The 19531-nt window shown below is 59.5% G+C and carries 14 protein-coding genes and 1 pseudogene; 3 read left to right on the top strand and 12 right to left on the bottom strand.

Annotation, left to right across the window (positions count from 1 at the left end; genetic code table 11):
• Positions 1 to 228 precede the first annotated feature (228 nt).
• From AB4O41_RS03050 to AB4O41_RS03090, 9 genes are all read right to left on the bottom strand, one after another.
• Positions 229 to 1722, bottom strand: a complete 1494-nt coding sequence (locus AB4O41_RS03050; RefSeq protein WP_460146141.1) for an efflux transporter outer membrane subunit — start codon at positions 1720 to 1722, stop codon at positions 229 to 231.
• Positions 1719 to 4826: an efflux RND transporter permease subunit gene (locus AB4O41_RS03055; protein ID WP_460146142.1), complete on the bottom strand. Its 3108-nt coding sequence runs from the start codon at positions 4824 to 4826 to the stop codon at positions 1719 to 1721. Before AB4O41_RS03055 ends, AB4O41_RS03050 begins: the two co-directional genes overlap by 4 nt.
• Complete coding sequence (locus AB4O41_RS03060; RefSeq protein WP_460146143.1) at positions 4823 to 7927, bottom strand: MdtB/MuxB family multidrug efflux RND transporter permease subunit; 3105 nt, start codon at positions 7925 to 7927, stop codon at positions 4823 to 4825. The genes AB4O41_RS03055 and AB4O41_RS03060 overlap by 4 nt, the downstream gene beginning before the upstream one ends.
• Entirely contained in the window at positions 7924 to 9240 is a 1317-nt protein-coding gene (locus tag AB4O41_RS03065; protein ID WP_460146145.1) for an MdtA/MuxA family multidrug efflux RND transporter periplasmic adaptor subunit, read from the bottom strand. The genes AB4O41_RS03060 and AB4O41_RS03065 overlap by 4 nt, the downstream gene beginning before the upstream one ends.
• 167 nt (positions 9241 to 9407) lie before the next feature.
• Positions 9408 to 9908, bottom strand: coding sequence for a thiol peroxidase (tpx, locus tag AB4O41_RS03070; protein WP_048397645.1), 501 nt, complete (start codon positions 9906 to 9908; stop codon positions 9408 to 9410).
• Positions 9909 to 10166: 258 nt separating this feature from the next.
• Positions 10167 to 10610, bottom strand: a complete 444-nt coding sequence (locus AB4O41_RS03075; protein ID WP_460146146.1) for an SRPBCC family protein — start codon at positions 10608 to 10610, stop codon at positions 10167 to 10169.
• A gap of 48 nt (positions 10611 to 10658) precedes the next feature.
• Positions 10659 to 12242, bottom strand: coding sequence for a bacteriocin immunity protein (locus AB4O41_RS03080; RefSeq protein ID WP_460146148.1), 1584 nt, complete (start codon positions 12240 to 12242; stop codon positions 10659 to 10661).
• 106 nt (positions 12243 to 12348) lie between these two features.
• Positions 12349 to 12624 carry a bacteriocin immunity protein gene (locus AB4O41_RS03085; RefSeq protein WP_460146150.1) on the bottom strand — a complete coding sequence of 92 codons (276 nt, stop codon included), beginning with the start codon at positions 12622 to 12624 and terminating at the stop codon, positions 12349 to 12351.
• Positions 12614 to 15205: an S-type pyocin domain-containing protein gene (locus tag AB4O41_RS03090; RefSeq protein ID WP_460146151.1), complete on the bottom strand. Its 2592-nt coding sequence runs from the start codon at positions 15203 to 15205 to the stop codon at positions 12614 to 12616. Before AB4O41_RS03090 ends, AB4O41_RS03085 begins: the two co-directional genes overlap by 11 nt.
• Before the next feature lie 215 nt (positions 15206 to 15420).
• On the opposite strand from AB4O41_RS03090, the gene AB4O41_RS03095 reads away from it, so the two are divergent.
• Complete coding sequence (locus AB4O41_RS03095) at positions 15421 to 15846, top strand: YciI family protein (RefSeq protein ID WP_460146152.1); 426 nt, start codon at positions 15421 to 15423, stop codon at positions 15844 to 15846.
• Positions 15847 to 15980: 134 nt separating this feature from the next.
• Here the strand turns inward: AB4O41_RS03095 and AB4O41_RS03100 are convergent, their stop codons facing one another.
• Positions 15981 to 16658, bottom strand: coding sequence for a DUF3313 domain-containing protein (locus AB4O41_RS03100; RefSeq protein WP_460146154.1), 678 nt, complete (start codon positions 16656 to 16658; stop codon positions 15981 to 15983).
• Positions 16659 to 16917: 259 nt separating this feature from the next.
• Between AB4O41_RS03100 and AB4O41_RS03105 the strand changes: the two are divergent.
• Positions 16918 to 16995: pseudogene (locus AB4O41_RS03105) on the top strand (cbb3-type cytochrome c oxidase subunit 3); the annotation flags it as partial.
• Positions 16996 to 17080: 85 nt separating this feature from the next.
• Here the strand turns inward: AB4O41_RS03105 and AB4O41_RS03110 are convergent.
• Positions 17081 to 17575, bottom strand: coding sequence for a hypothetical protein (locus AB4O41_RS03110; protein WP_460146155.1), 495 nt, complete (start codon positions 17573 to 17575; stop codon positions 17081 to 17083).
• A 234-nt stretch (positions 17576 to 17809) separates the two neighbouring features.
• On the opposite strand from AB4O41_RS03110, the gene AB4O41_RS03115 reads away from it, so the two are divergent.
• Entirely contained in the window at positions 17810 to 18502 is a 693-nt protein-coding gene (locus AB4O41_RS03115) for an aspartate/glutamate racemase family protein (RefSeq protein WP_460146156.1), read from the top strand.
• Positions 18503 to 18660: 158 nt separating this feature from the next.
• Here the strand turns inward: AB4O41_RS03115 and AB4O41_RS03120 are convergent, their stop codons facing one another.
• Positions 18661 to 19188, bottom strand: a complete 528-nt coding sequence (locus AB4O41_RS03120; RefSeq protein ID WP_367371720.1) for a GNAT family N-acetyltransferase — start codon at positions 19186 to 19188, stop codon at positions 18661 to 18663.
• Positions 19189 to 19531 lie beyond the last annotated feature (343 nt).

Here is a 19531-nt window from a genome sequence, read left to right on the forward strand (position 1 = left end):
GCTCATGACTCGATCGCCAACAAATCATTGTGGCGAGGGAGCTTGCTCCCGCTCGGCTGCGCAGCAGTCGCAAACCGGCTGACGCGTTTTGTCTGAATGCACGCGTCAGCGTCTTTGGGACGGCTTCGCCGTCCAGCGGGAGCAAGCTCCCTCGCCACAACAACCCTCTCACCACAAAAGCCCTCGCCACAGTTCCCCACAGCAAGCCCCATCACCACAGGGGTTGTGTTATTCCTTGTCGCTCACCTGAAGCTGGCCATCCCACCCGCCGCCCAACGCGGCAATCAGTTGCACGCTGGCGATCAAGCGGCTCTGCAGCAAGCTCAACACGTTGCGCTCGTTGCTCAACGCCGTGGCCTGAACCACCACCACATCCAGATAAGCAATGACCCCGGCCTTGTATTGATTCTGGGTCAACCGCAGGGATTCTCGCGCCGCGTCCAGGGCTTCCTGGCGCACCTTGGCTTCGTCTTCCAGCACCTTGAGTTGCACCAAATAGTTTTCCACTTCACGCAAGCCATCGAGCACGGTCTGGCGGTACTTGGCGACGGTCTCGTCATAGGCCGCTTCGCTGCGGTCGACTTCCGCCGAGCGCTGCCCACCGTCGAACAGGGTCATGGCCAATTGCGGGCCGACCGACCAGAAGCGGTTGGGTACGCTGATCCAGTTGTTAGAGGTGCTGCTGCCATAACCGCCGTTCAGGCTCAGGGTCAGGTCCGGGTAGTAGGCAGCTTTAGCCACGCCGATGTTGGCGTTGGCGGCCATTACCGAGCGCTCGGCAGAGGCGATGTCCGGGCGGCGTTCCAGCAATTGCGAAGGCAGGCTCAGCGGTACCTGCGGCAATGCCGGGATGTCTTTGGTTTCAGCCAGGCTGAACTCGGCCGGCGGCAGACCAATCAGTACAGCGATGGCGTTCTCGAACTGCGCGCGCTGCCAGATCAGGTCGACCATCTCCGCCTGGGTGCTTTTGAGCTGAGTGGTGGCCTGGGCCACTGCGTCCTTGCCGGAGACACCGGCGCGGTACTGGTTTTCGGTCATTTTCAGCGAGCGCTGATAGGCCTCGACTGTCGCCTCCAAAAGACGTTTCTGTTCGTCAATCACCCGAAGTTGCAGATAGTTCTGCACCAGCTCCGATTGCTGGCTCAGGCGCATCGCCGCCAGATCGGCAAAACTCGCCTCGGCGTTGGCCGTGTCGGCTTCCAGGCCTCGGCGCAATTTGCCCCAGACGTCCGCTTCCCAACTGACCCCGGCTTGCGCGGTGTAAGTGTCGCGAATACCGCTGGAGGAACTGCTCAGGCTCGAGCTGCTGCTACCGGTGCCCTGGCTGGAACGGGTTTTCCCGACAGTCAGGTCCACTGTCGGGAAAAACGCACCCCGGGCACTGCGCACCAGGGCCTGAGCCTGGCGGTACTGGGCTTCGGACTGGGCAACGGTCTGGTTGGCGCTGTTGAGTTTTTCGATCAATCCATTGAGTTGCTGATCGCCATACAGCTCCCACCAGGCACCACGGGCCAAAGAATCGCTGGGATTGGCCTGACGCCAGCCAGCCGCTTCCTTGTACTGGGCCGGCGCGGCGGCTTGCGGGCGCTGGTAATCCGGGCCGATGGCGCAGGCGCTGAGCATCGCCACGCACAGCGACAGGCTCAGCAAACGCGAGCGCTGCGCCTTGAACAGCGCCGTGATCAGCGGTGCAACCAGGTGGATAAGCGAACGGTCAGTCATAGCGGAGTTTCCAGAGCAGCATCGGTACGCACCCCACGCCAGTGGTTGAAGCGATGACGCAGTTTGTCGAGATAGAGGTAAACCACCGGGGTGGTGTAAAGGGTCAGCACCTGGCTGAAGACCAGCCCGCCGATGATGGTCAGGCCCAGCGGCTGACGCATTTCCGCCCCTTCGGCACGGCTCAGCAGCAACGGCAAGGCGCCGAGGATTGCCGCCAGGGTGGTCATCAGAATCGGCCGCAAACGTTGTAGACAAGCACTGCGGATCGACTCCAGCGGTTCCAGGCCCTGGTGCCGTTCCAGTTGCAGCGCCAGGTCGATCATCAGAATGGCGTTTTTCTTCACCACGCCGATCAGCAAGAACAGCCCGAGCAAGGAGATCAGGCTGAACTCGCCGCCCAGCACATAAATCGACAGCAACGCCCCGACCCCGGCCGACGGCAAGGTCGAGAGAATGGTCAGCGGGTGGATATAGCTTTCATACAGCACGCCCAATACCAGATACACCGCCACCAGCGCGCCGAGAATCATCCACGGCTGGCTCTTCTGAGCGGCGGCAAACGCATCGGCGGTACCGGCCATTTTCGCGATCACGTCTTCCGGCAGACCGACCTTGGCAATCGCCCGCTCGATGGCCGCCGAGCCCTGCTCCACCGTCACGCCTTCGGCCATGTCGAAAGCGATGCTTTCCGAAGCGAACTGGCCTTCGTGGCTGACCCGGTCGTCTTCCAGGCTGTTTTCGTAATGGGCAATGGTCGACAGCGGAATCCGTGCACCGTCGGCGGTGATCACTTTGACCTGATTCAGGGTGATCGGATCCTGGGCGTATTTCGGGTTGACCTCCATCACCACCTGATATTGGTTGAGGCTGTCGTAGATCGTCGAAATCTGCCGCTGGCTGTAGGCGTTGTTCAGCACCGCGGTGACCATGTCCATGTCCACGCCCAGACGCTTGGCCTGATCGCGATCGACGATCAGGGTCACTTGCTGTGCGCCACGGCCTTCACGCGCATCAATCGCCGTCAGTTCCGGCAGCGCCTTGAGCGCAGTGACAACTTTCGGATACCACTCGCGCAACGCGCCGAGATCGCCGCTTTGCAGGATGTAGGAATATTGCGAGGAGGTCTGCTCGCGGCCACCGCCAAATTGCAGGTCCTGATCGGCCATCAGCATCAACTGCGCACCGGGCACCTTGGGCATCTCCTTGCGCAGGCGTTCGATGACTTTCTGCGCGGACAGGTTGCGCTCTTTGATCGGCTTCAGTCGCACCAGCATGAAGGCGTTGTTGGTGCCGTTGTTGCCCCCGATAAACCCGGCGACGCTTTGCACCGCCTCATCCTTGAGCACGGCGCGGCGGAAGATTTCCATCTTCGGCTGCATCACGCTGAACGACAGGCCATCGTCGCCGCGCACGAAACCGATCAACTGACCGGTGTCCTGCTGGGGTAGAAACGTTTTAGGAACAACAACATACAGCGCAATATTCACGCCAATCGTCACGAACAGACTGAGCAAGGTCAGCCGACGGTGGCGCAACACCCAGTCGAGGCTGGTGGCGTATTTGCCCACCATCCACTCGTTGGTCCGCTGGCTCCAGCGTTGCAGGCGGTTTTCCTGTCCCGGCGTGTGCGGCTTGAGCCAGCGGGCGCAGAGCATCGGCGTCAGCGTCAGCGACACCAGCAACGACACCACAATGGCGGCCGCCAGGGTGATGGAAAACTCGCGGAACAGGCTTTCGATGATCCCGCCCATGAACAGGATCGACAGGAACACCGCCACCAGAGAAACGTTCATCGACAGCAGCGTGAAACCGACTTCCTGGGCTCCAAGGTACGCAGCCTTCATCGGCGGCACGCCCTTGTCGATGTGTCGGGAAATGTTCTCCAGCACCACGATGGCGTCGTCCACCACCAGCCCGGTGGCCAGGATCAGCGCCATCAGCGACAGGTTGTTCAGGGAGAACCCGTAGAGGTACATGACCGCAAACGTGCCCACCAGCGACACCGGCACCGCCAGGGTTGGAATCAGCGAGGCACGGAAGTTACCGAGGAACAGGAACACCACCAGAATCACCAGTGCCACGGCAACCAGCAAAGTCATTTCCGCCTCGTGCAGGGTGGCCTTGATCACCGGCGAACGGTCCATCGCCAGGTTCAGCTTGACGCTGGCCGGCAGCACGGCCTGCAACGCCGGCAGCTGGGCTTTGATCTCTTTGACCGTCTCGATGATGTTGGCACCGGCCTGGCGGTTGATCACCAGCAACACCGCCGCGTCGTCGTTGAAGAACCCGCTGTTGTAACGGTCCTCGACGCCGTCGCTGACCTTGGCTACATCCTTCAGGCGCAAGGCCGCGCCGTCCGCGTAGTGAATGATCAGCGACTCGTAATCCTTGGCCTTTTCCAGTTGATCGTTGGCCTGAACCTGCCACAGCCGCTGGCCGTCTTCGACCGAGCCCTTGGGCCGACGCACGTTAGCGTTGGCGATGGTGTTGCGCACGTCGTCCAGCGCCACGCCGTACTGGTTGAGCGCCTGGGGTTCGAGTTCGATGCGCACCGCCGGCAACGAACTGCCACCGATTTGCACTTCCCCCACGCCCTGCACCTGCGACAGGCTCTGGGACAAAATGGTCGAGGCCAAATCGTAGAGCTGGCCTTTTTCCAGCACATCCGAGGTCAGCGACAACACCATGATCGGCGCCTGGGACGGATTGACCTTTTTGTAGGTGGGCATGCTACGCATGCCGCTCGGCAACAAATTGCGCGAGGCGTTGATCGCCGCCTGCACTTCCCGCGCCGCGCCGTTGATGTCGCGGTCCAGGTCGAACTGCAAAATCACCCGCGTCGAGCCTTGGCTGGAACGGCTACTCATGGTGTTGACTCCGGCGATGGCGCCGAAGGAACGCTCAAGCGGCGTGGCCACGGTCGAGGCCATGACCTCCGGGCTCGCGCCGGGCAAACTGGCCTGAACCACGATCACCGGGAAGTCCATCTGCGGCAGCGGCGATACCGGTAACAGGCCGAAACTCACGCCGCCCAGCAGAATGATCGCCAGGCTCAACAACATCGTTGCGACCGGGCGCTTGATGAAAGGTCCGGACAGGTTCATGGCTGTTCTACCGGTTCCACAGACTCGGACTTACGGCCCCAGCGCCGCCCGAGGCGGTCGAAGTACAAGTAGATGACGGGAGTGGTAAACAGCGTCAGCACCTGACTCACCAGCAAACCACCGACCATCACCAGACCCAAAGGTTGGCGCAATTCCGCGCCGGAACCCGTGGCCAGCATAAGAGGCACCGCGCCGAACAACGCCGCCAGCGTGGTCATCAGAATCGGCCGGAAGCGCAGCAGCGCTGCCTGATAGATGGCGGTTTGCGGGTCCATGCCTTGGTTACGTTCCGCCTCGAGGGCGAAGTCGATCATCATGATCGCGTTCTTTTTCACGATACCGATCAGCAGGATGATGCCGATAATCGCGATCATCCCCAGGTCATTTCCGCTCAACAGCAACGCCAGCAAGGCGCCGACCGCCGCCGAGGGCAGGGTCGAGAGAATGGTGATCGGGTGAATGTAACTCTCGTAGAGCACGCCGAGCACGATGTACATGGTCACCACCGCCGCCAGGATCAGCAGCAAGGTGCTCGACAGCGACGCCTGGAACGCTTCGGCCGCGCCCTGGAACTGGGTCTGCACGCCAATCGGCATGCCGATGTCTTTCTGCACCTGATCGATGATCTCCACTGCATGCCCCAACGCCACGCCGGGCGCCAGGTTGAAGGACATCATCACCGCCGGGAACTGGCCGATGTGGGTGATCGCCAGTTGCGCCTGACGCTCCTCGACATGCGCCAGGCTGGACAGGCGCACCTGACCGCCATCGGTGGTCTTGACGTGAATCTGGTTCAGCGCATCCGGACCGATTTTCTCGCCGGACTGCGATTGCAGCACCACGCGATATTGGCTGGCCTGGGTGTAAATGGTGGAAATCTGCCGCTGACCGAAGGCGTCGTACAGCGCGTCGGTGATGTTCGACACCGATACGCCGACCCGCGACGCTGCATCACGGTCGATCACCAGATACACCTGCAAGCCCTTGTCCTGCAAATCGCTGGCGACGTCGGTCAGCTCCGGCCGTTGGGCCAGGGCTTCCACCAGACGCCCGCTCCACAGGCTGAGCAGTTCGGCATCCGGCGAGGACATGCTGAACTGGTACTGCGTGCGGCTGACACGATCTTCGATCGTCAGGTCCTGCACCGGCTGCATGAACAGGCGAATGCCGATCAGCTTGTCCAGCTCCGGTTGCAGACGCGCTATCACTTCGGTGGCACTCAGGTCGCGATGGCTATGGGATTTGAGGTTGATCAGCAGCCGGCCGCTGTTCAGCGTCGAGTTGTCACCGTCGACTCCGATGTAGGACGACAGGCTCTCGACCGCCGGATCGGCCAAGATTACTTTGGCCAGTGCCTGCTGACGCTCGCTCATCGCCGCGAAGGAAATCGACTGCGGTGCCTCGGAAATACCCTGGATTACCCCGGTATCCTGCACCGGGAAGAAACCCTTGGGCACCACCATGTACAGGAACACCGTCAACGCGAGCGTGCCGATGGCGACCATCAGGGTCAGCGGTTGGTGCTTCAGAACCCACTTTAACTTGCGCCCGTAAGCCGCGATCATCCAATCAATTGCGGCGCCACTGGAGCGGTAGAACCGGCCCTGTTCTGCTTCCTTGGGTTCACGCTTGAGCAGCCGCGCGCACATCATTGGCGTCAGGGTCAGGGAGACGACAAGGGAAATCAGGATCGCCACCGCCAGGGTGATCGCAAACTCACGGAACAAGCGCCCCACTACGTCGGCCATGAACAGCAGCGGAATCAACACCGCGATCAGCGACAGCGTCAGGGAAATCAGGGTGAAGCCAATCTGCTTGGCGCCCTTGAGCGCCGCTTGCAGCGGGCTGTCGCCCTCTTCGATATATCGGGAAATGTTCTCCAGCATGACGATCGCATCGTCCACCACGAAACCGGTGGCGATGGTCAGCGCCATCAGGGTCAGGTTGTTGACCGAAAAGCCTGCGAGGTACATCACACCGAAGGTGCCGATCAACGACAGCGGCACGGCCACCGACGGAATGATCGTGGCGCTGGCTCGCCGCAGAAACAGGAACGTGACCATCACCACCAGCGCGATGGCGATCAGCAGTTCGTGTTGCACGTCGGTGACCGAGGCGCGGATGGTCTGGGTGCGGTCGGTGAGCACCGTGACGTCGAGGCCGGCCGGCAGGTTGTCGGTGATGCTTGGCAGCAAGGCCTTGATCCGGTCGACCACTTCGATGACGTTGGCGCCGGGTTGGCGCTGGATGTTCAGCAGCACGGCCTGATTTTCATTGGCCCACGCCGCCAGGCGTTCGTTCTCGGCACCGTCAACGATCTCCGCCACGTCCTTGAGCCGTAACGGCGCGCCGTTGGCGTAGGCGAGGATCAGGTTGGCGTAGTCCTTGGGTGAAGTCAGCTGGTCGTTGGCGTCAAGCATCGACACCCGGGTCGGGCCGTCGAAGTTGCCCTTGGGCTGGTTGACGTTGGAGGCGCCGATCAGAGTGCGCACGTCCGACAGGTTCAAGCCGTTGGCCGCCAGGGCTTCGGGGTTGACCTTGATGCGCACCGCCTGACGTTGGCCGCCAGCGATGCTGACCATGCCGACACCGCTGATCTGAGCGATTTTCTGCGCCATGCGCGTGTCGACCAGATCATTGAGCTTGGGCAGCAGCATGGTTTTCGAGGTAATGGCCAGGGTCAACACCGGGGTATCCGCCGGGTTAACCTTGTTGTACACCGGTGGTGCTGGCAGATCCTTGGGCAGCAAATTGGTCGCGGCGTTGATCGCGGCCTGCACCTGCTGCTCGGCGACGTCCATGTTGATGTCGAGGCTGAACCGCAGGGTCAGCACCGAGGCGCCGCCAGAACTGGTCGAGGCCATCTGGGTCAGGCCGGGCATCTGCCCGAACTGCCGCTCCAGCGGCGCAGTTACCGCGCTGGTCATGACATCCGGGCTGGCGCCGGGATAGAGCGTCATGACGCGAATGGTCGGGTAATCGACCTGGGGCAATGCCGACACCGGCAGCAGCCGATAAGCGATCACGCCGGCCAGAATAATCGCCAGCATGCTCAGGGTCGTGGCGACCGGGCGAAGGATGAACAGTCGCGAGATGTTCATGCGCCGCCCTTTTTCGCCTTGTCGGTGGCCGGCGCGTCAGGCGCAGTGGCGGCCGACTTGCCTTGCAGGTGTTCGGTCGGGGTGGTCGGTACATCCTTGCTGTCGTTGACGACCTCCACTTCACTGCCTTCCTTCAGGCGGTCGGTGCCTTCCAGCACCACCCGATCGCCAGCGGCCAGGCCTTCGGTGATCACCGTGTTGTCACCGTCACTGGCGCCGACTTTCAGTTGGCGGATGGTGACCTTCTTGTCGCCGTCCATGGCATAGACGAACGTACCGTTGGTGCCGAACTGAATGGCGGCCGAAGGCGCAAGCACCACGCCCTTAAGGGTGTCGGCCAGCAAGTGGACGTTGACGAATTGATTAGGGAACAGCGCTTGATCGCGGTTCTCGTAACGGGCCTTGAATTTCAGGGTGCCGGTGGTGACGTCGATCTGGTTGTCCAGGCTCTGCAACACGCCAGTGGCCTGCAATTGGGTATCGCCACGGTCCCAGGCTTCGGCGGGCAGTTTGGCGCCGGTACGATAGCGGGTCAGTACGGTGTCCAGGCTGTTTTCCGGCAAGGTGAATGCGACGCTGATCGGTTGAGTCTGGGTGATGATCACCAGCGCCGTGGTGTCGTTGGCCGCCACAAGGTTGCCGACGTCCAGCTGACGCAGGCCCACGCGCCCGGCGATTGGGGCGCGAATTTTGGTGAATTCCAAATTGAGCTTTGCGTCATTGACCGCCGCCTGATTGGTCTTGACCGTGCCCAGATATTGGCCGACCAATGCTTCGGCGGTGTCCAGGGTTTGCTTGGCAATACTGTCTTCGCGGTACAGGCCGCGATAGCGCTCGACATCGACCTGAGCGTTTTTCAGTTGCGCCTGATTCTGCAGCAAGGTGCCTTCGGCCTGGAGCAAGGCGTTCTGGTAAGGACGCGGATCGATCTCGGCCAGCAGGTCGCCCGCCTTGACCATCTGCCCTTCTTCGAACGAAATCTTGATCAACTCGCCGCCAACGCGACTGCGCACATTGATGGTATTCAGCGCGGTCACGGTGCCCAGCGCCTTGTAATACAGCGGGAAATCACCTTTAACCGCTGGCGCCACGCGCACCGGCACCGGCCCGCTCGCCCCGCCGAACCCCGGACGCATCCCCCCCGACCGACCTGTATGCCCGGCAACGGCTTTCTGCCCTGCGCCCTCCTTCGGGCTGCTGCCTGCGGGCCAGAATTTCCAGCACAGGCCAGCGATGACCAACAGGACCAGCAGGCCGAACAGCCAGCGACGAGGATTGCGGGAAGCGGAGGATTGCATGGAGTGATCAACCATTGGGCGCGTGAGCTTCTTTCTACGGGAGGCTGAACGATAAGCACTGGCGGGTATTAAGCAAAGCGCCTTTACCGGCAATTTACCTTTGGCTTACGTAACAGGGAGTTAAGAGCACAAATGAAAACGGCCTGGACAGGGCCAGGCCGTTAACAATTGTAAAACTTCGCTTATTTCAGAACGGCGAGCGCTGCGTCGTAGTTCGGCTCTTCAGCGATTTCCTTGACCAGTTCGCTGTGCAGGACCTTGTCGTTTTCGTCCAGCACTACGACGGCACGGGCAGTCAGGCCTTTGAGTGGGCCATCGGCAATCGCCACGCCGTAGTTCTCGATGAACTCGGCACCGCGCAGGGTCGACAGGTTCTGCACGTTTTCCAGGCCTTCGGCGCCGCAGAAACGAGCCTGGGCGAACGGCAGGTCAGCGGAGATGCACAACACGACGGTGTTGGCGATGTCATTCGCCTGGGCATTGAACTTGCGCACGGAGGTGGCGCAGGTCGGGGTATCGATGCTTGGGAAGATGTTCAGCACTTTGCGCTTGCCGGCGAAGCTCGCCAGGGTCACATCAGACAGATTGCCGGCAACCAGGGAAAAGGCTGGCGCCTGAGAACCGGCTTGTGGCAGTTGGCCGTTGACTTGAACCGGGTTGCCTTTAAGAGTGACTTGAGCCATGAACGGAGTCCTTCTGAACGTTGATGTAGAGAATTTTGACGAGGCCGAAGTTAACCACGAAATGGTCTGGCGACCTATGCCCAGATACAAATTGTGATATGTCGTCACACAAAACTGGATACACGCGTAACAAAACTTACTAACACTGCATAACCCTGTGGGAGCGGGCTTGCCCGCGAAGGGAACACCGTGGTGCAACTGGCTGACCGCGTTATCGTTCTTCGCGGGCAAGCCTCGCTCCTACAGGACAGACAGGTGTCAGCCCAGCAAGCGCAACATATTGCGGTGCCGCGCCGCGAAAATCCGCCGCATGTAGGCATTGACCACCAGCAACTCCACAGGTGCGCCACCGATGGCCGCATAGGTCACACGGTCGGTGTACAGCGTACCGCCCTCACCCGCGGCCACCCGATGTTCATGACGAAAGGCACGCAGCGGCCCGTTGAGCATTTCATCGATGAAATGGTGCTCGCCAACCTCGCGGATTACTACCGTCCAGCTCACAGGAATGATATTGAACATCCACTGGCAAAAGCGGAACTGGCGACCGGTTTCGATGCGCAGGTTACTTAAATCGATATCGCTCAACAGTGTGACGCGCTCTGGAAAGATCTTCGGGAAATTGACGCCTTCCAGACAGAAGTCGAGGACTAACTCAGGTGTGCGGTTGGGGATCAGGGTAGTGAGTTCCAAAACAGGCATAGACGGTAACATTCCTTTGTTTGGCGGGATGGCTGATTAGCCGCTGCGTCAGCGCAATGTCGCCCCAGGTTTTGCTTCAGCAATGGTCATTCCAGGGTATTCGCGCCGATCTCTGAACATGATGTAAAGCGGATCCAGGCCCGTCGCTGGCGGGAAGACAACGACATAATCATCGAAACGAATCGCGGCCATATCACTGAAAGACTCCAACAAGGGCACAGATGAAGACCGAAGAAATCCCAGCCGATACTCGGGGGCTGGCGCCAGGGTCGAGGTGGTTTCAAGGGTAGCTGGCGCGCTCCAGCTCACGATCATCGGGGCCGATCCGTCAGCGGTGAAGCAGTAGGTCTTCAGTTGCTCATTCCAGACGGCGGCTCGCACCCTCACTCTGGCCGATAATGCGCTGCCATTCGTCGGCGTAATGGCCACCTGTAGCAACGTCTTTATTTCTCTCAGGCCTCGGGACATCGTCCCGGGTGGAACGGCGTACGTGCCGCTGCTCATCCTGAAAGGAAGATCGACTTCAGCACCCGACGCGGCCAAACCCTGCCAATCCTGGCCCTCGATTGGCAGCAACTCGAGCAGAGGAACGCTGAGCCCATACCTCCCCACTTCGGCCCGACTGGAAAAATCGAATTGCAGCACGGCGGCGTATTGACCTTGATGATCCTGGGTTCCCGAGGTGATCTGCCAGGTAAACTCCGCGACTGCCGAGCGTATGGCTTTTTGCAGTGCGACGCGATGGGGTTCCAAGGGTTGCGAAAGGCCGCCATCGAGGAAAATACCCGCTCGCGCATTGGCAAAGGCAAGCGGTGCAAAAAGCTGTTCGCTCGCCTGAGTCGGCCCTGTTCCCTGCTGATAACGCTGATCAACGAGTTGTGTTTGCGCGACCACCAGCAGCGCTTCAGCATCCATTTGAAGGCGATGGAGGCGTTGATTGATCTCATTCAGCTTCGTCAGATAGCGGTCGTAAGTGATGTTGATCTGGTGGGCAATACTTTGCCACTGCGCGTGCTCGGATCGGGCGTAGGACAGGTTGCGTCGGGCGCTGTCTCTTTTGAACCCGATGCTCATTTTCCAGAACTCGTACCGGCGAGCTGCCAGGCGCGCTTCAAACTCGGCGACCTCCAGAGTACGGATGTCTGCCTCGCGCCCACGGATGTCCACTTGAGCGTTCTGTCGCTGACGCAGGTGTTCGATTCGTTGCTCGATCACACTGAGTGCCGCTTCTGCCACCCGTTCTGAAGCAGCCAGATCGACAGCGGTTTTCTGTACGTCAGCCAGATTATGGGCAATGCGCTGCTGCGTCATCTGCGCCAGGGTCACCGGCGCTTCCGGTCTTGCAGCAACCGGCCGCGGCACAGGAACCCCTTCGCCCTTGAATGCTGCACGGTTCTGTTTGTGGTACCAGTCTTTGACGTAGTACACGACCGAGCCCGATAAATAGGTGTTCGTATCGTCCTCTGGCGGATAAAACAGCAGGTCTGCGCCTTTGGGGTGACCCACGATGCGATCGAAATGATTGATCAGTCGGTCGTGGTCCTGTTTCGGCAGATCGACGGCCCAGATTCTGTCGACCAGTGCCTGGAATTCGGGCTCGGTGTAATCCTTGAGTGTTGTTTTAAGTTCCATCTTTATTGCTTCCTTGTTTCTGGCACACAACGGCTGCCAGATAACAGCATCTGCTCATGTTTAGTGAGCAGATGCCTTTGAGTTGTTTGCGTTTCAAGCAGTGCAGTTACTCTGGCTTGAAGCCGGGTTTGTTATTGAGTGCGCGCCATTCTTTGACTTCTTTCAGGATGCCCTCAGCGCTGTCTTCTTGGCCTTCCTTTGGGTAGAAAATGACGTCTGAACGGCCTGGATGTTCGGTTACCAACTCAAAATGTGCGAGGAGTCTGTCCCTGTAATCCTCCAACGCTCGCCCTTTCAAACCACTTGTCTGATGGAAAAACTCCTCCAGAAAAGATAAAAACTCCGCCTCGGTGTAATCCTCCAGCCTCTCTTTAAAAATCATGATTGCTATTCCCTTTGTGCAGTTGAATATGACGTTTGGGAGTCATTACAGATATGTTGTCCAAGCCGTAGACATCTCCATCTTTTGAAACTTCGATTTTATGATGAAGTTCGAAAACCATACGCCCCCCGACTTGATCCACAACAGCAGAAAAAGGAGCAGACCCATCTCGCATTCTGTCCAGGTTGCCTCCATTAAACTGCCTACTCAATTCAGAATCCGCCGCAACAGCCTTCCAAAACGCCCGCCTGAACCCATGAAAATTACGAAATTCCATCCACCGCAACTGATCCGCAATCTGCTCGGGAATCGGCGCACCGCCCATTCGTGCAGCCTCGCCCAGCCATACGCCTGATACCTGCTCCCCAAACCCCATCGCCACACCCGGATCGTCCCGCCGATCCAGAAACAGGACATCGGAGGACGGCAACTCCATATCCGCCGGATACCCAGGAATACTGGCACCGATCTGCCCTTCGTCAACAGCCGGAAACGTCTCGTTTTGCGGTAGGACCGGGATGGCCGGTGTGCCGGGATAAACCGCTGGAATCGACGGTGTAACCGGTGAGGTTGTAGGACCGAGGTGTTCGATACCTGGCGGAACCAGAGGGGTCCAGGTACCAACACCGACCGGACGTATCGGCCAGGGCAGGACCGCAGGAGTGATCCCCAGTCGTCCCAAGATGCTTTGCGGCGTGGTGATGCTGATTTTGTCGAGGTTGAAAGGATTGGCGCCGAGCTCTGCTCGCTCCTGATAGCGCAATTCGAACTCGCGTCGCTCACCGACCCAGGTACTTTTCGGCGCGTACGGCGCGAAACCTTGTTCGATGCGTTTTTTGTTGACCTCATCGAATTGGGCGGTGAGCGCCGGATGCTCGCCCAGCGTTCGCCACAGCGCTTCGTCGAAAGCACCGAACGAGTTGATTTCCCGACCTCGGAACTGGTCACCAATCTGTACCGGGATGGCTGCGCCCTGAGGCTGGCTCGCGGTTTTCCACCAGTCATTCGCGGCCGGCTTACCGATCCCCGAGACGACGCCCGAGCCTATGGGTGGCAGATTGAAGGTCAAATAAATCGGCGGCTGGCCAGGCACGCACACTATGCAATCGCTGAAACGCAGATCGACGCCCGCCACAATGGCCTCGACCTGTGGTGTCAACACACTCATCCCTGGCTGACTGGCAGTGGCAACCTGAGGGGTGTCCGGTGTGAACTGCAGGTGCCTGGTTGGTGACGCGGGAATCTCGGCGCTATAGAAGCCGGTCAACGGGTCAAGCACTGCGTTGACGACCGGCACATGGGCACCGATCTCCCCACCCGTGCGGGCAACGATGATCGCTGTGCCTTCCGGCACGGTCTCAGGTTTGAGCCGGTACGCGACCTCCACTGAACCACCCGAGTCGGCAATTGATTGCAATGCTTGTCGGTCCGTAAGGCCCAACGCTTGCGCCGGCACCCCGACAGCCTGGAACAAACGCCGACGTTGCTCGCCGCTCAACTCGCCATTGCCAAGGGTTGGCGAGTACACCATCGCAGTGACGAACACCGGCCCCGTTTTTGCGGCAATCCGCCCGAAATCGATGAGCGTATTGACGGCAGACTGGACAGCCATCTCAAGCACCGCAGCGCCTTGCTGCGCAACGAATACGCCATCGCGCGTCAACGCCATTCCGCCAGCCGTCAGCGAAGACATGGGAATCGTCAGCGAATTGGCCTGCCTGACCCGCTCAACCCGCACATCTTCATCGGCCTGCTGCTTGAAGCGAACTCGAGCTTCACGCTGTTCGGCGTACTGGCGATGGGCCTCCCAGACCGCTTCCCTTTCGCGCCAGACAATCGTCTGCTCGGCATGACGCCTGGCCAGCGCGTTGGATTTGTCAGTGAGTTCGCTTATCTGCGTGGATAGCAGCCGCGCTTCGTGGGCCGCGTTGTAAGCGTTTTCCCAGATCTGATGGCCGTCGTTGAGTGCCTGGCCGAACTGCCCCAGTCGTGTCAGATAATCGTTCGAAGTGCGGAAAAATGGATCGTGCCCATCGAATGAGCGAGCGACCGCGTTTCTGGTATTGAGCTCCGCGTTTTTTTGGGCGATGAGCCCTTCGATTTCGTTTTTTTCTTTGGTGATCAGGTAAAGCTGCCAGCGTTCGCTCGAGTCGGTGGTGGGCGGCCGTCGCGCAGCCGAGATTTCGTGTTCAAGAGATGGCGCGAGTTGCCCGGCCTTGTCGGCAAAACGACGGTCCACCTCAGCCCTGATGGCGTCATGACGCTGCGCCAGTCCCGCCAAAAACTGGTGAAGAGCCTGGACGCGGGCCTGTTCCTGAACTTGCGCTGCGGCTGCCTGTGCTTGAGCCGCCTCGGCTTGCGCGTTGGCCTCGGCCTGCGCGCGTTCTTTTTCCTTTTTTTGACGTTCCGCTTCTATGGCTCGCCTGCGGGCCCTTTGCCTTTTCTTGCTGGTTCTACCGAACCCGCCTGAAACCCCTCCGCCACCACCAAAATCGCCGCCAGAGCCACCGCTCGAAGCGGGTGGGCCGGACCTGATGACAACACTTCCTGACGTTCCATCGTTCAATATGTTTTGTGCCATACAGTCACTCCTTGTCTGTAGGCACAGCATGTCGATGGAGCTGCAGTCAGGTGCGGTACATAGTTATCGGTGTGAATTTATATCGAGGTGCCATGAGCCACTCACAGAGGTAACAAATCCGTTCCTTTTGCGGTCTTTTGTTAGAGGTAGTGTCGATTCAGGCGACTGCCATTCGACTAGACAGTGAGTCATTCAAATCCAGCGGAGACAAGACCATGCGATTCATGATCATTGTGAAAGCCAGCCCGGATTCCGAGGCCGGTGTGATGCCCAGCGAAGAACTGATGACCGCGATGGGCAATTTCAACGAGGAACTGGCCAAGGCTGGCATCCTCATCGATTGCGATGGCCTGCAGCCCAGCAGCAAAGGCGCCCGTGTGCGTTTCTCGGGTGAGAAGCGCACGGTGATCGACGGCCCGTTCGCCGCAACCAAAGAGCTGATCGCCGGCTATTGGCTGTGGCAGGTGAAGTCGAAAGAGGAAGCGATCGAGTGGGTCAAACGCTGTCCCAACCCGATGCCGGGTACAGAGGCCGAGATCGAGATTCGCCAAGTATACGAGGCCGAAGACTTCGGTGCCGAATTCACACCGCAGTTGCGCGAGCAGGAAGAACGCGTGCGTGCGCAGGCGAAGAAACACTGAGGTACACCTGAGGGACCGCTTTCGCGAGCAGGCTCGCTCCCACATTTGATCTCTGGTGTTCACAAATAGTGTGCTCACAGCAGATCCAGTGTGGGAGCGAGCCTGCTCGCGATGAGGCCCTCAAACCTGCCGCATTACTTGGACTTGGACTTGAGTTTTAGATACGACTGATGCAGATCCGAGGCCCAGCCATCAATCACGTTTTTCACGTCATTGGGCTTCATTACCTGATCTGAGTTTTCCAGCGGTTTACCGGTGCCCTTGCGCACGACCTGGGCGAGGACTTTGTTGTTGCCGCCATCGAGAAACACTGCTTCGGTGGCCAGATCGGTTTCCTGGTCGCGAATGCCGCTGGCCGTGCTGACTGCCGCTGCCACCAGGGCGATCGGGATGACCTCATAAGGCTTGAGGCCTTCGGTCTTGCTGCTGACGCCGGTTATCGCCGCACGCATCACCAAAACGCCAGGACCGGGGCCGCTGGCCAGTGGCAGGGATTTACCCACTTCGCGTTTGAGCGCCTGATCGTAGTAGCTGGTGATGCCGTTCAGTGTGGTCTGAGGGATTTTCGCCGTCGGTTGCGGCTTGGGATAGAGCTGAGTCGGCTCGATGTAGACACTGGTGAATTTGTTGATATCAAGCTTGGGGTCCATCCAGCGCATCACCACGGCGCCCGATGGCGACTTGGCTTCCTTCAGCTGACTGTAATCCTTGAGAAAACCGGAGTACTGGTCTGGCTCGACGACTTTGCTGGAGCAACCCACCACCCCGATAGAGGCGATGCACAGTGTGCTCATCATTAACGCAAGCTTCATGCTGTAACTCCTGTCAGAAGGCCGGGCAACAATATTGCATAGAGGAATTACAGGTATAGCCAATGCCCGGCACTTTGTTTTCAAAAAACACAATATTCATCTATTGCCACAGCACATCATTGACATCAAAGGCCCCTTCGCGGGTAAGCCTCGCGCCTACAAGGTTTGGTTTGTTTGTAAGAAATGCATACAACCCGGACCCGTAGGAGCGAGGCTTGCCTGCGAAGACATCCATCTCAAACAACACAAAACCTCATCTGAATTGGCGACGGGCAAAACCGTGAAAGCGGTGGCACCGGATGAGGTGAAGCCGGGTTGGGGCAACCTAGAAATCTGAGGCACCCCATCTACTGAGGAAGCTGCAGTGAATCCATCTGCCGGGAACGCCGCTCCCACAGGGGAATGTGCAATGCTCAGAAAATTCAGCCGCGCTCGCGGGGAATCAGGCTCTGCAGCTGCTGCGCCAGGAAATTCGCATCGAAAGCAAAGGTATCCGGGTCTTTCAAGCCATTGGTCTTGCGCCACTGCCAGTTGTTGGAGGGTGGCAGGCACACCAGCGAAATGCTGCCATAGCGCGCAGCGGTCAAGCCCATCACTGCCAGGGAAATCTGCCCACCCGCGCCCATCACATCGGGCACGAACTCCACCGGCTTACCGGCAATCACAATGGACAGTTTCTCGGTCTTGAACGTCGACGTCTCCGCCGGCACGCTCGGCCCGGACGCGACATACGCCTCGCGGCTCACTTCCAACAGATTGGGCGTCAGGACCGGTGCCAGCCATTGCTGGATCTGATCGAACAACTCACCAACGCGCGTCGCCCACACGGCCGATTGCGACTCAAACAGTTGCTTCTTGTGCGCTTCGCTATCTGCATAGTGGCGAAGCATCTCGCCCAGTTGCTGTACATCGTCCATTGCGGTGTTCCTTTGGTTGAAGCGGTGCTGCGGACTTTGAGCATGGCAGATGCCGACCGCTCGCGTACAGAAAAGGTGCGAACGGCTACAGAGGCTCGGCAGATGAAAAAGCACCATGACACTTCACCGAAAGATGAACGGTACAGTTGATTTTCGCTGGTATCCGCCGTTGGACAAACGGAAACTCCTTTCAGGCCTGACCTATCAACACAGGCCATAGCCCGAGGAAATCCAATGCGCACCATCGGCCTTATCGGCGGCATGAGCTGGGAGTCCAGCGCCGAATATTACCGTCTCATCAACCAACAGGTACGCGACCGCCTCGGGCCGTTGCGCTCGGCGAAACTGTTGATGTACAGCGTCGACTTCGGCCCTGTCGAACAGGCCCAGCATGCGGGGCGTTGGGACGATGCGGCGGCGATTCTGGTGGATGCGGCCCAGCGTCTGCAGGCGGGTGGCGCCGAGTGCGTGGTGCTGTGTACCAACACCATGCACAAGGTGGCCGGACAGATACAGGCAGCGATCGATATTCCATTCCTGCACATTGCCGACCCGGTCGGCCAAGCGGCACTGGACGCCGGCGCACAGCGAGTGGGTTTGCTGGGCACCGCGTTCACCATGGAACAGGACTTTATCAAGGAGCGTCTGACGGCCAAGGGCCTGACGGTGCTGGTTCCGGACGCGGAGGAACGCCAAGCCGTGCACCGGATCATCTATGACGAGTTGTGTGTCGGGATAATCAGCGAGGCGTCACGCCAGGTCTATCAACGGGTGATCGAATCGCTGACCGAACGCGGCGCCCAGGCGATCATCCTCGGCTGTACCGAAATAGGCCTGCTGATCAAACCCGAGCACAGCACCCTGCCCTTGCTCGACACCACCGAACTGCATGCGCGGGCAGCGGTGGCGTTCGCGTTGGGCGACTGACTCGGCTGTGGCCTAATGCCGGCAAGTCAAGGCGCAGAACCTGTGGGAGCGTGGCTTGCCCGCGAAGAATTCACCGCGGTTTTTCAGGTATTACGCGTCATCGTTCTTCGCGGGCAAGCCACGCTCCCACAGGATTTTCGTCGCTCAAATTTCGTGACTTACCGGCATTGGGCCTCAGGCGTGCGACGCAGGCGCGCCATGCTCAGGGTATCGACCAGCCGGCCGTCACGCACGGCGTAATCGCGAAACAGGCCTTCGGTTTCAAAGCCGAATTTCTGGTACAGGCCGATGGCTGCTTCGTTGTCGGCGTACACCGAAAGCTCGACCCGTTGCAGGTTCATCCAGTTGTCGGCGATGTCCAGCGCTGCTGCCAGCAGTTTCGAACCGACGCCCTTGCCCTGCCAAGCCACGGCGACACCCATGCCGAAGCTGCCGGCGTGGCTGCGACGGATTCGCGAAAACTGTTCAAGGCCAATATTGCCGATGACCGATCCCTGGTGCAGGGCCACCAGTTTCACCGCGCGTTCGTTGTCCGCCATCAGGCGTTGGCGCCAGACCTCGGTGGACTGAAACGGCATTTGCAGCACCTGCCGGGCCACGGCCGGGTCGTTGTAGAGCGCGGTGATGCCCTCGATGTGGTGTTCGCTGAAGCGTTCGAGGTGAATGGCGGGGTCGTGGTCAGGCATGGCGGTGTTCGTCCTTGATCGGTGTGTGGCCGATCACTCTAAACTGCTGATCAACTGTCTGGCGAGATCTGAAATGTGGGAGCGAGCCTGCTCGCGATGAGGGCGTCACATTCAACACAGATATTGACTGTCCCGTCGCCATCGCGAGCAGGCTCGCTCCCACAGGATATCGGTCGCTCGCTGAACGTAAGACGAATGGAATTCATACCGGCACAGACCTACACGCGAAGCAGCGCTTCGCCGGTTGACGGCCCTGCCCTCACTCCCTAGTGGCGGTGTTTTTTGCCCCCATTAATAAAAGAGCGGCATGGCTGGACGGTTGACGCGACAACCACCTGCTAGA

The sequence above is a fragment of the Pseudomonas sp. S2_A02 genome (genome assembly GCF_054668495.1).

Coding starts and splice junctions, on each gene's coding strand:
- tpx (WP_048397645.1), bottom strand. CDS start 9,908: ATGGCTCAAGTCACTCTTAAAGGCAACCCGGTTCAAGTCAACGGCCAA.
- AB4O41_RS03080 (WP_460146148.1), bottom strand. CDS start 12,242: ATGGAACTTAAAACAACACTCAAGGATTACACCGAGCCCGAATTCCAG.
- AB4O41_RS03075 (WP_460146146.1), bottom strand. CDS start 10,610: ATGCCTGTTTTGGAACTCACTACCCTGATCCCCAACCGCACACCTGAG.
- AB4O41_RS03085 (WP_460146150.1), bottom strand. CDS start 12,624: ATGATTTTTAAAGAGAGGCTGGAGGATTACACCGAGGCGGAGTTTTTA.
- AB4O41_RS03115 (WP_460146156.1), top strand. CDS start 17,810: ATGCGCACCATCGGCCTTATCGGCGGCATGAGCTGGGAGTCCAGCGCC.
- AB4O41_RS03120 (WP_367371720.1), bottom strand. CDS start 19,188: ATGCCTGACCACGACCCCGCCATTCACCTCGAACGCTTCAGCGAACAC.
- AB4O41_RS03100 (WP_460146154.1), bottom strand. CDS start 16,658: ATGAAGCTTGCGTTAATGATGAGCACACTGTGCATCGCCTCTATCGGG.
- AB4O41_RS03065 (WP_460146145.1), bottom strand. CDS start 9,240: ATGGTTGATCACTCCATGCAATCCTCCGCTTCCCGCAATCCTCGTCGC.
- AB4O41_RS03110 (WP_460146155.1), bottom strand. CDS start 17,575: ATGGACGATGTACAGCAACTGGGCGAGATGCTTCGCCACTATGCAGAT.
- AB4O41_RS03060 (WP_460146143.1), bottom strand. CDS start 7,927: ATGAACATCTCGCGACTGTTCATCCTTCGCCCGGTCGCCACGACCCTG.
- AB4O41_RS03090 (WP_460146151.1), bottom strand. CDS start 15,205: ATGGCACAAAACATATTGAACGATGGAACGTCAGGAAGTGTTGTCATC.
- AB4O41_RS03050 (WP_460146141.1), bottom strand. CDS start 1,722: ATGACTGACCGTTCGCTTATCCACCTGGTTGCACCGCTGATCACGGCG.
- AB4O41_RS03055 (WP_460146142.1), bottom strand. CDS start 4,826: ATGAACCTGTCCGGACCTTTCATCAAGCGCCCGGTCGCAACGATGTTG.
- AB4O41_RS03095 (WP_460146152.1), top strand. CDS start 15,421: ATGCGATTCATGATCATTGTGAAAGCCAGCCCGGATTCCGAGGCCGGT.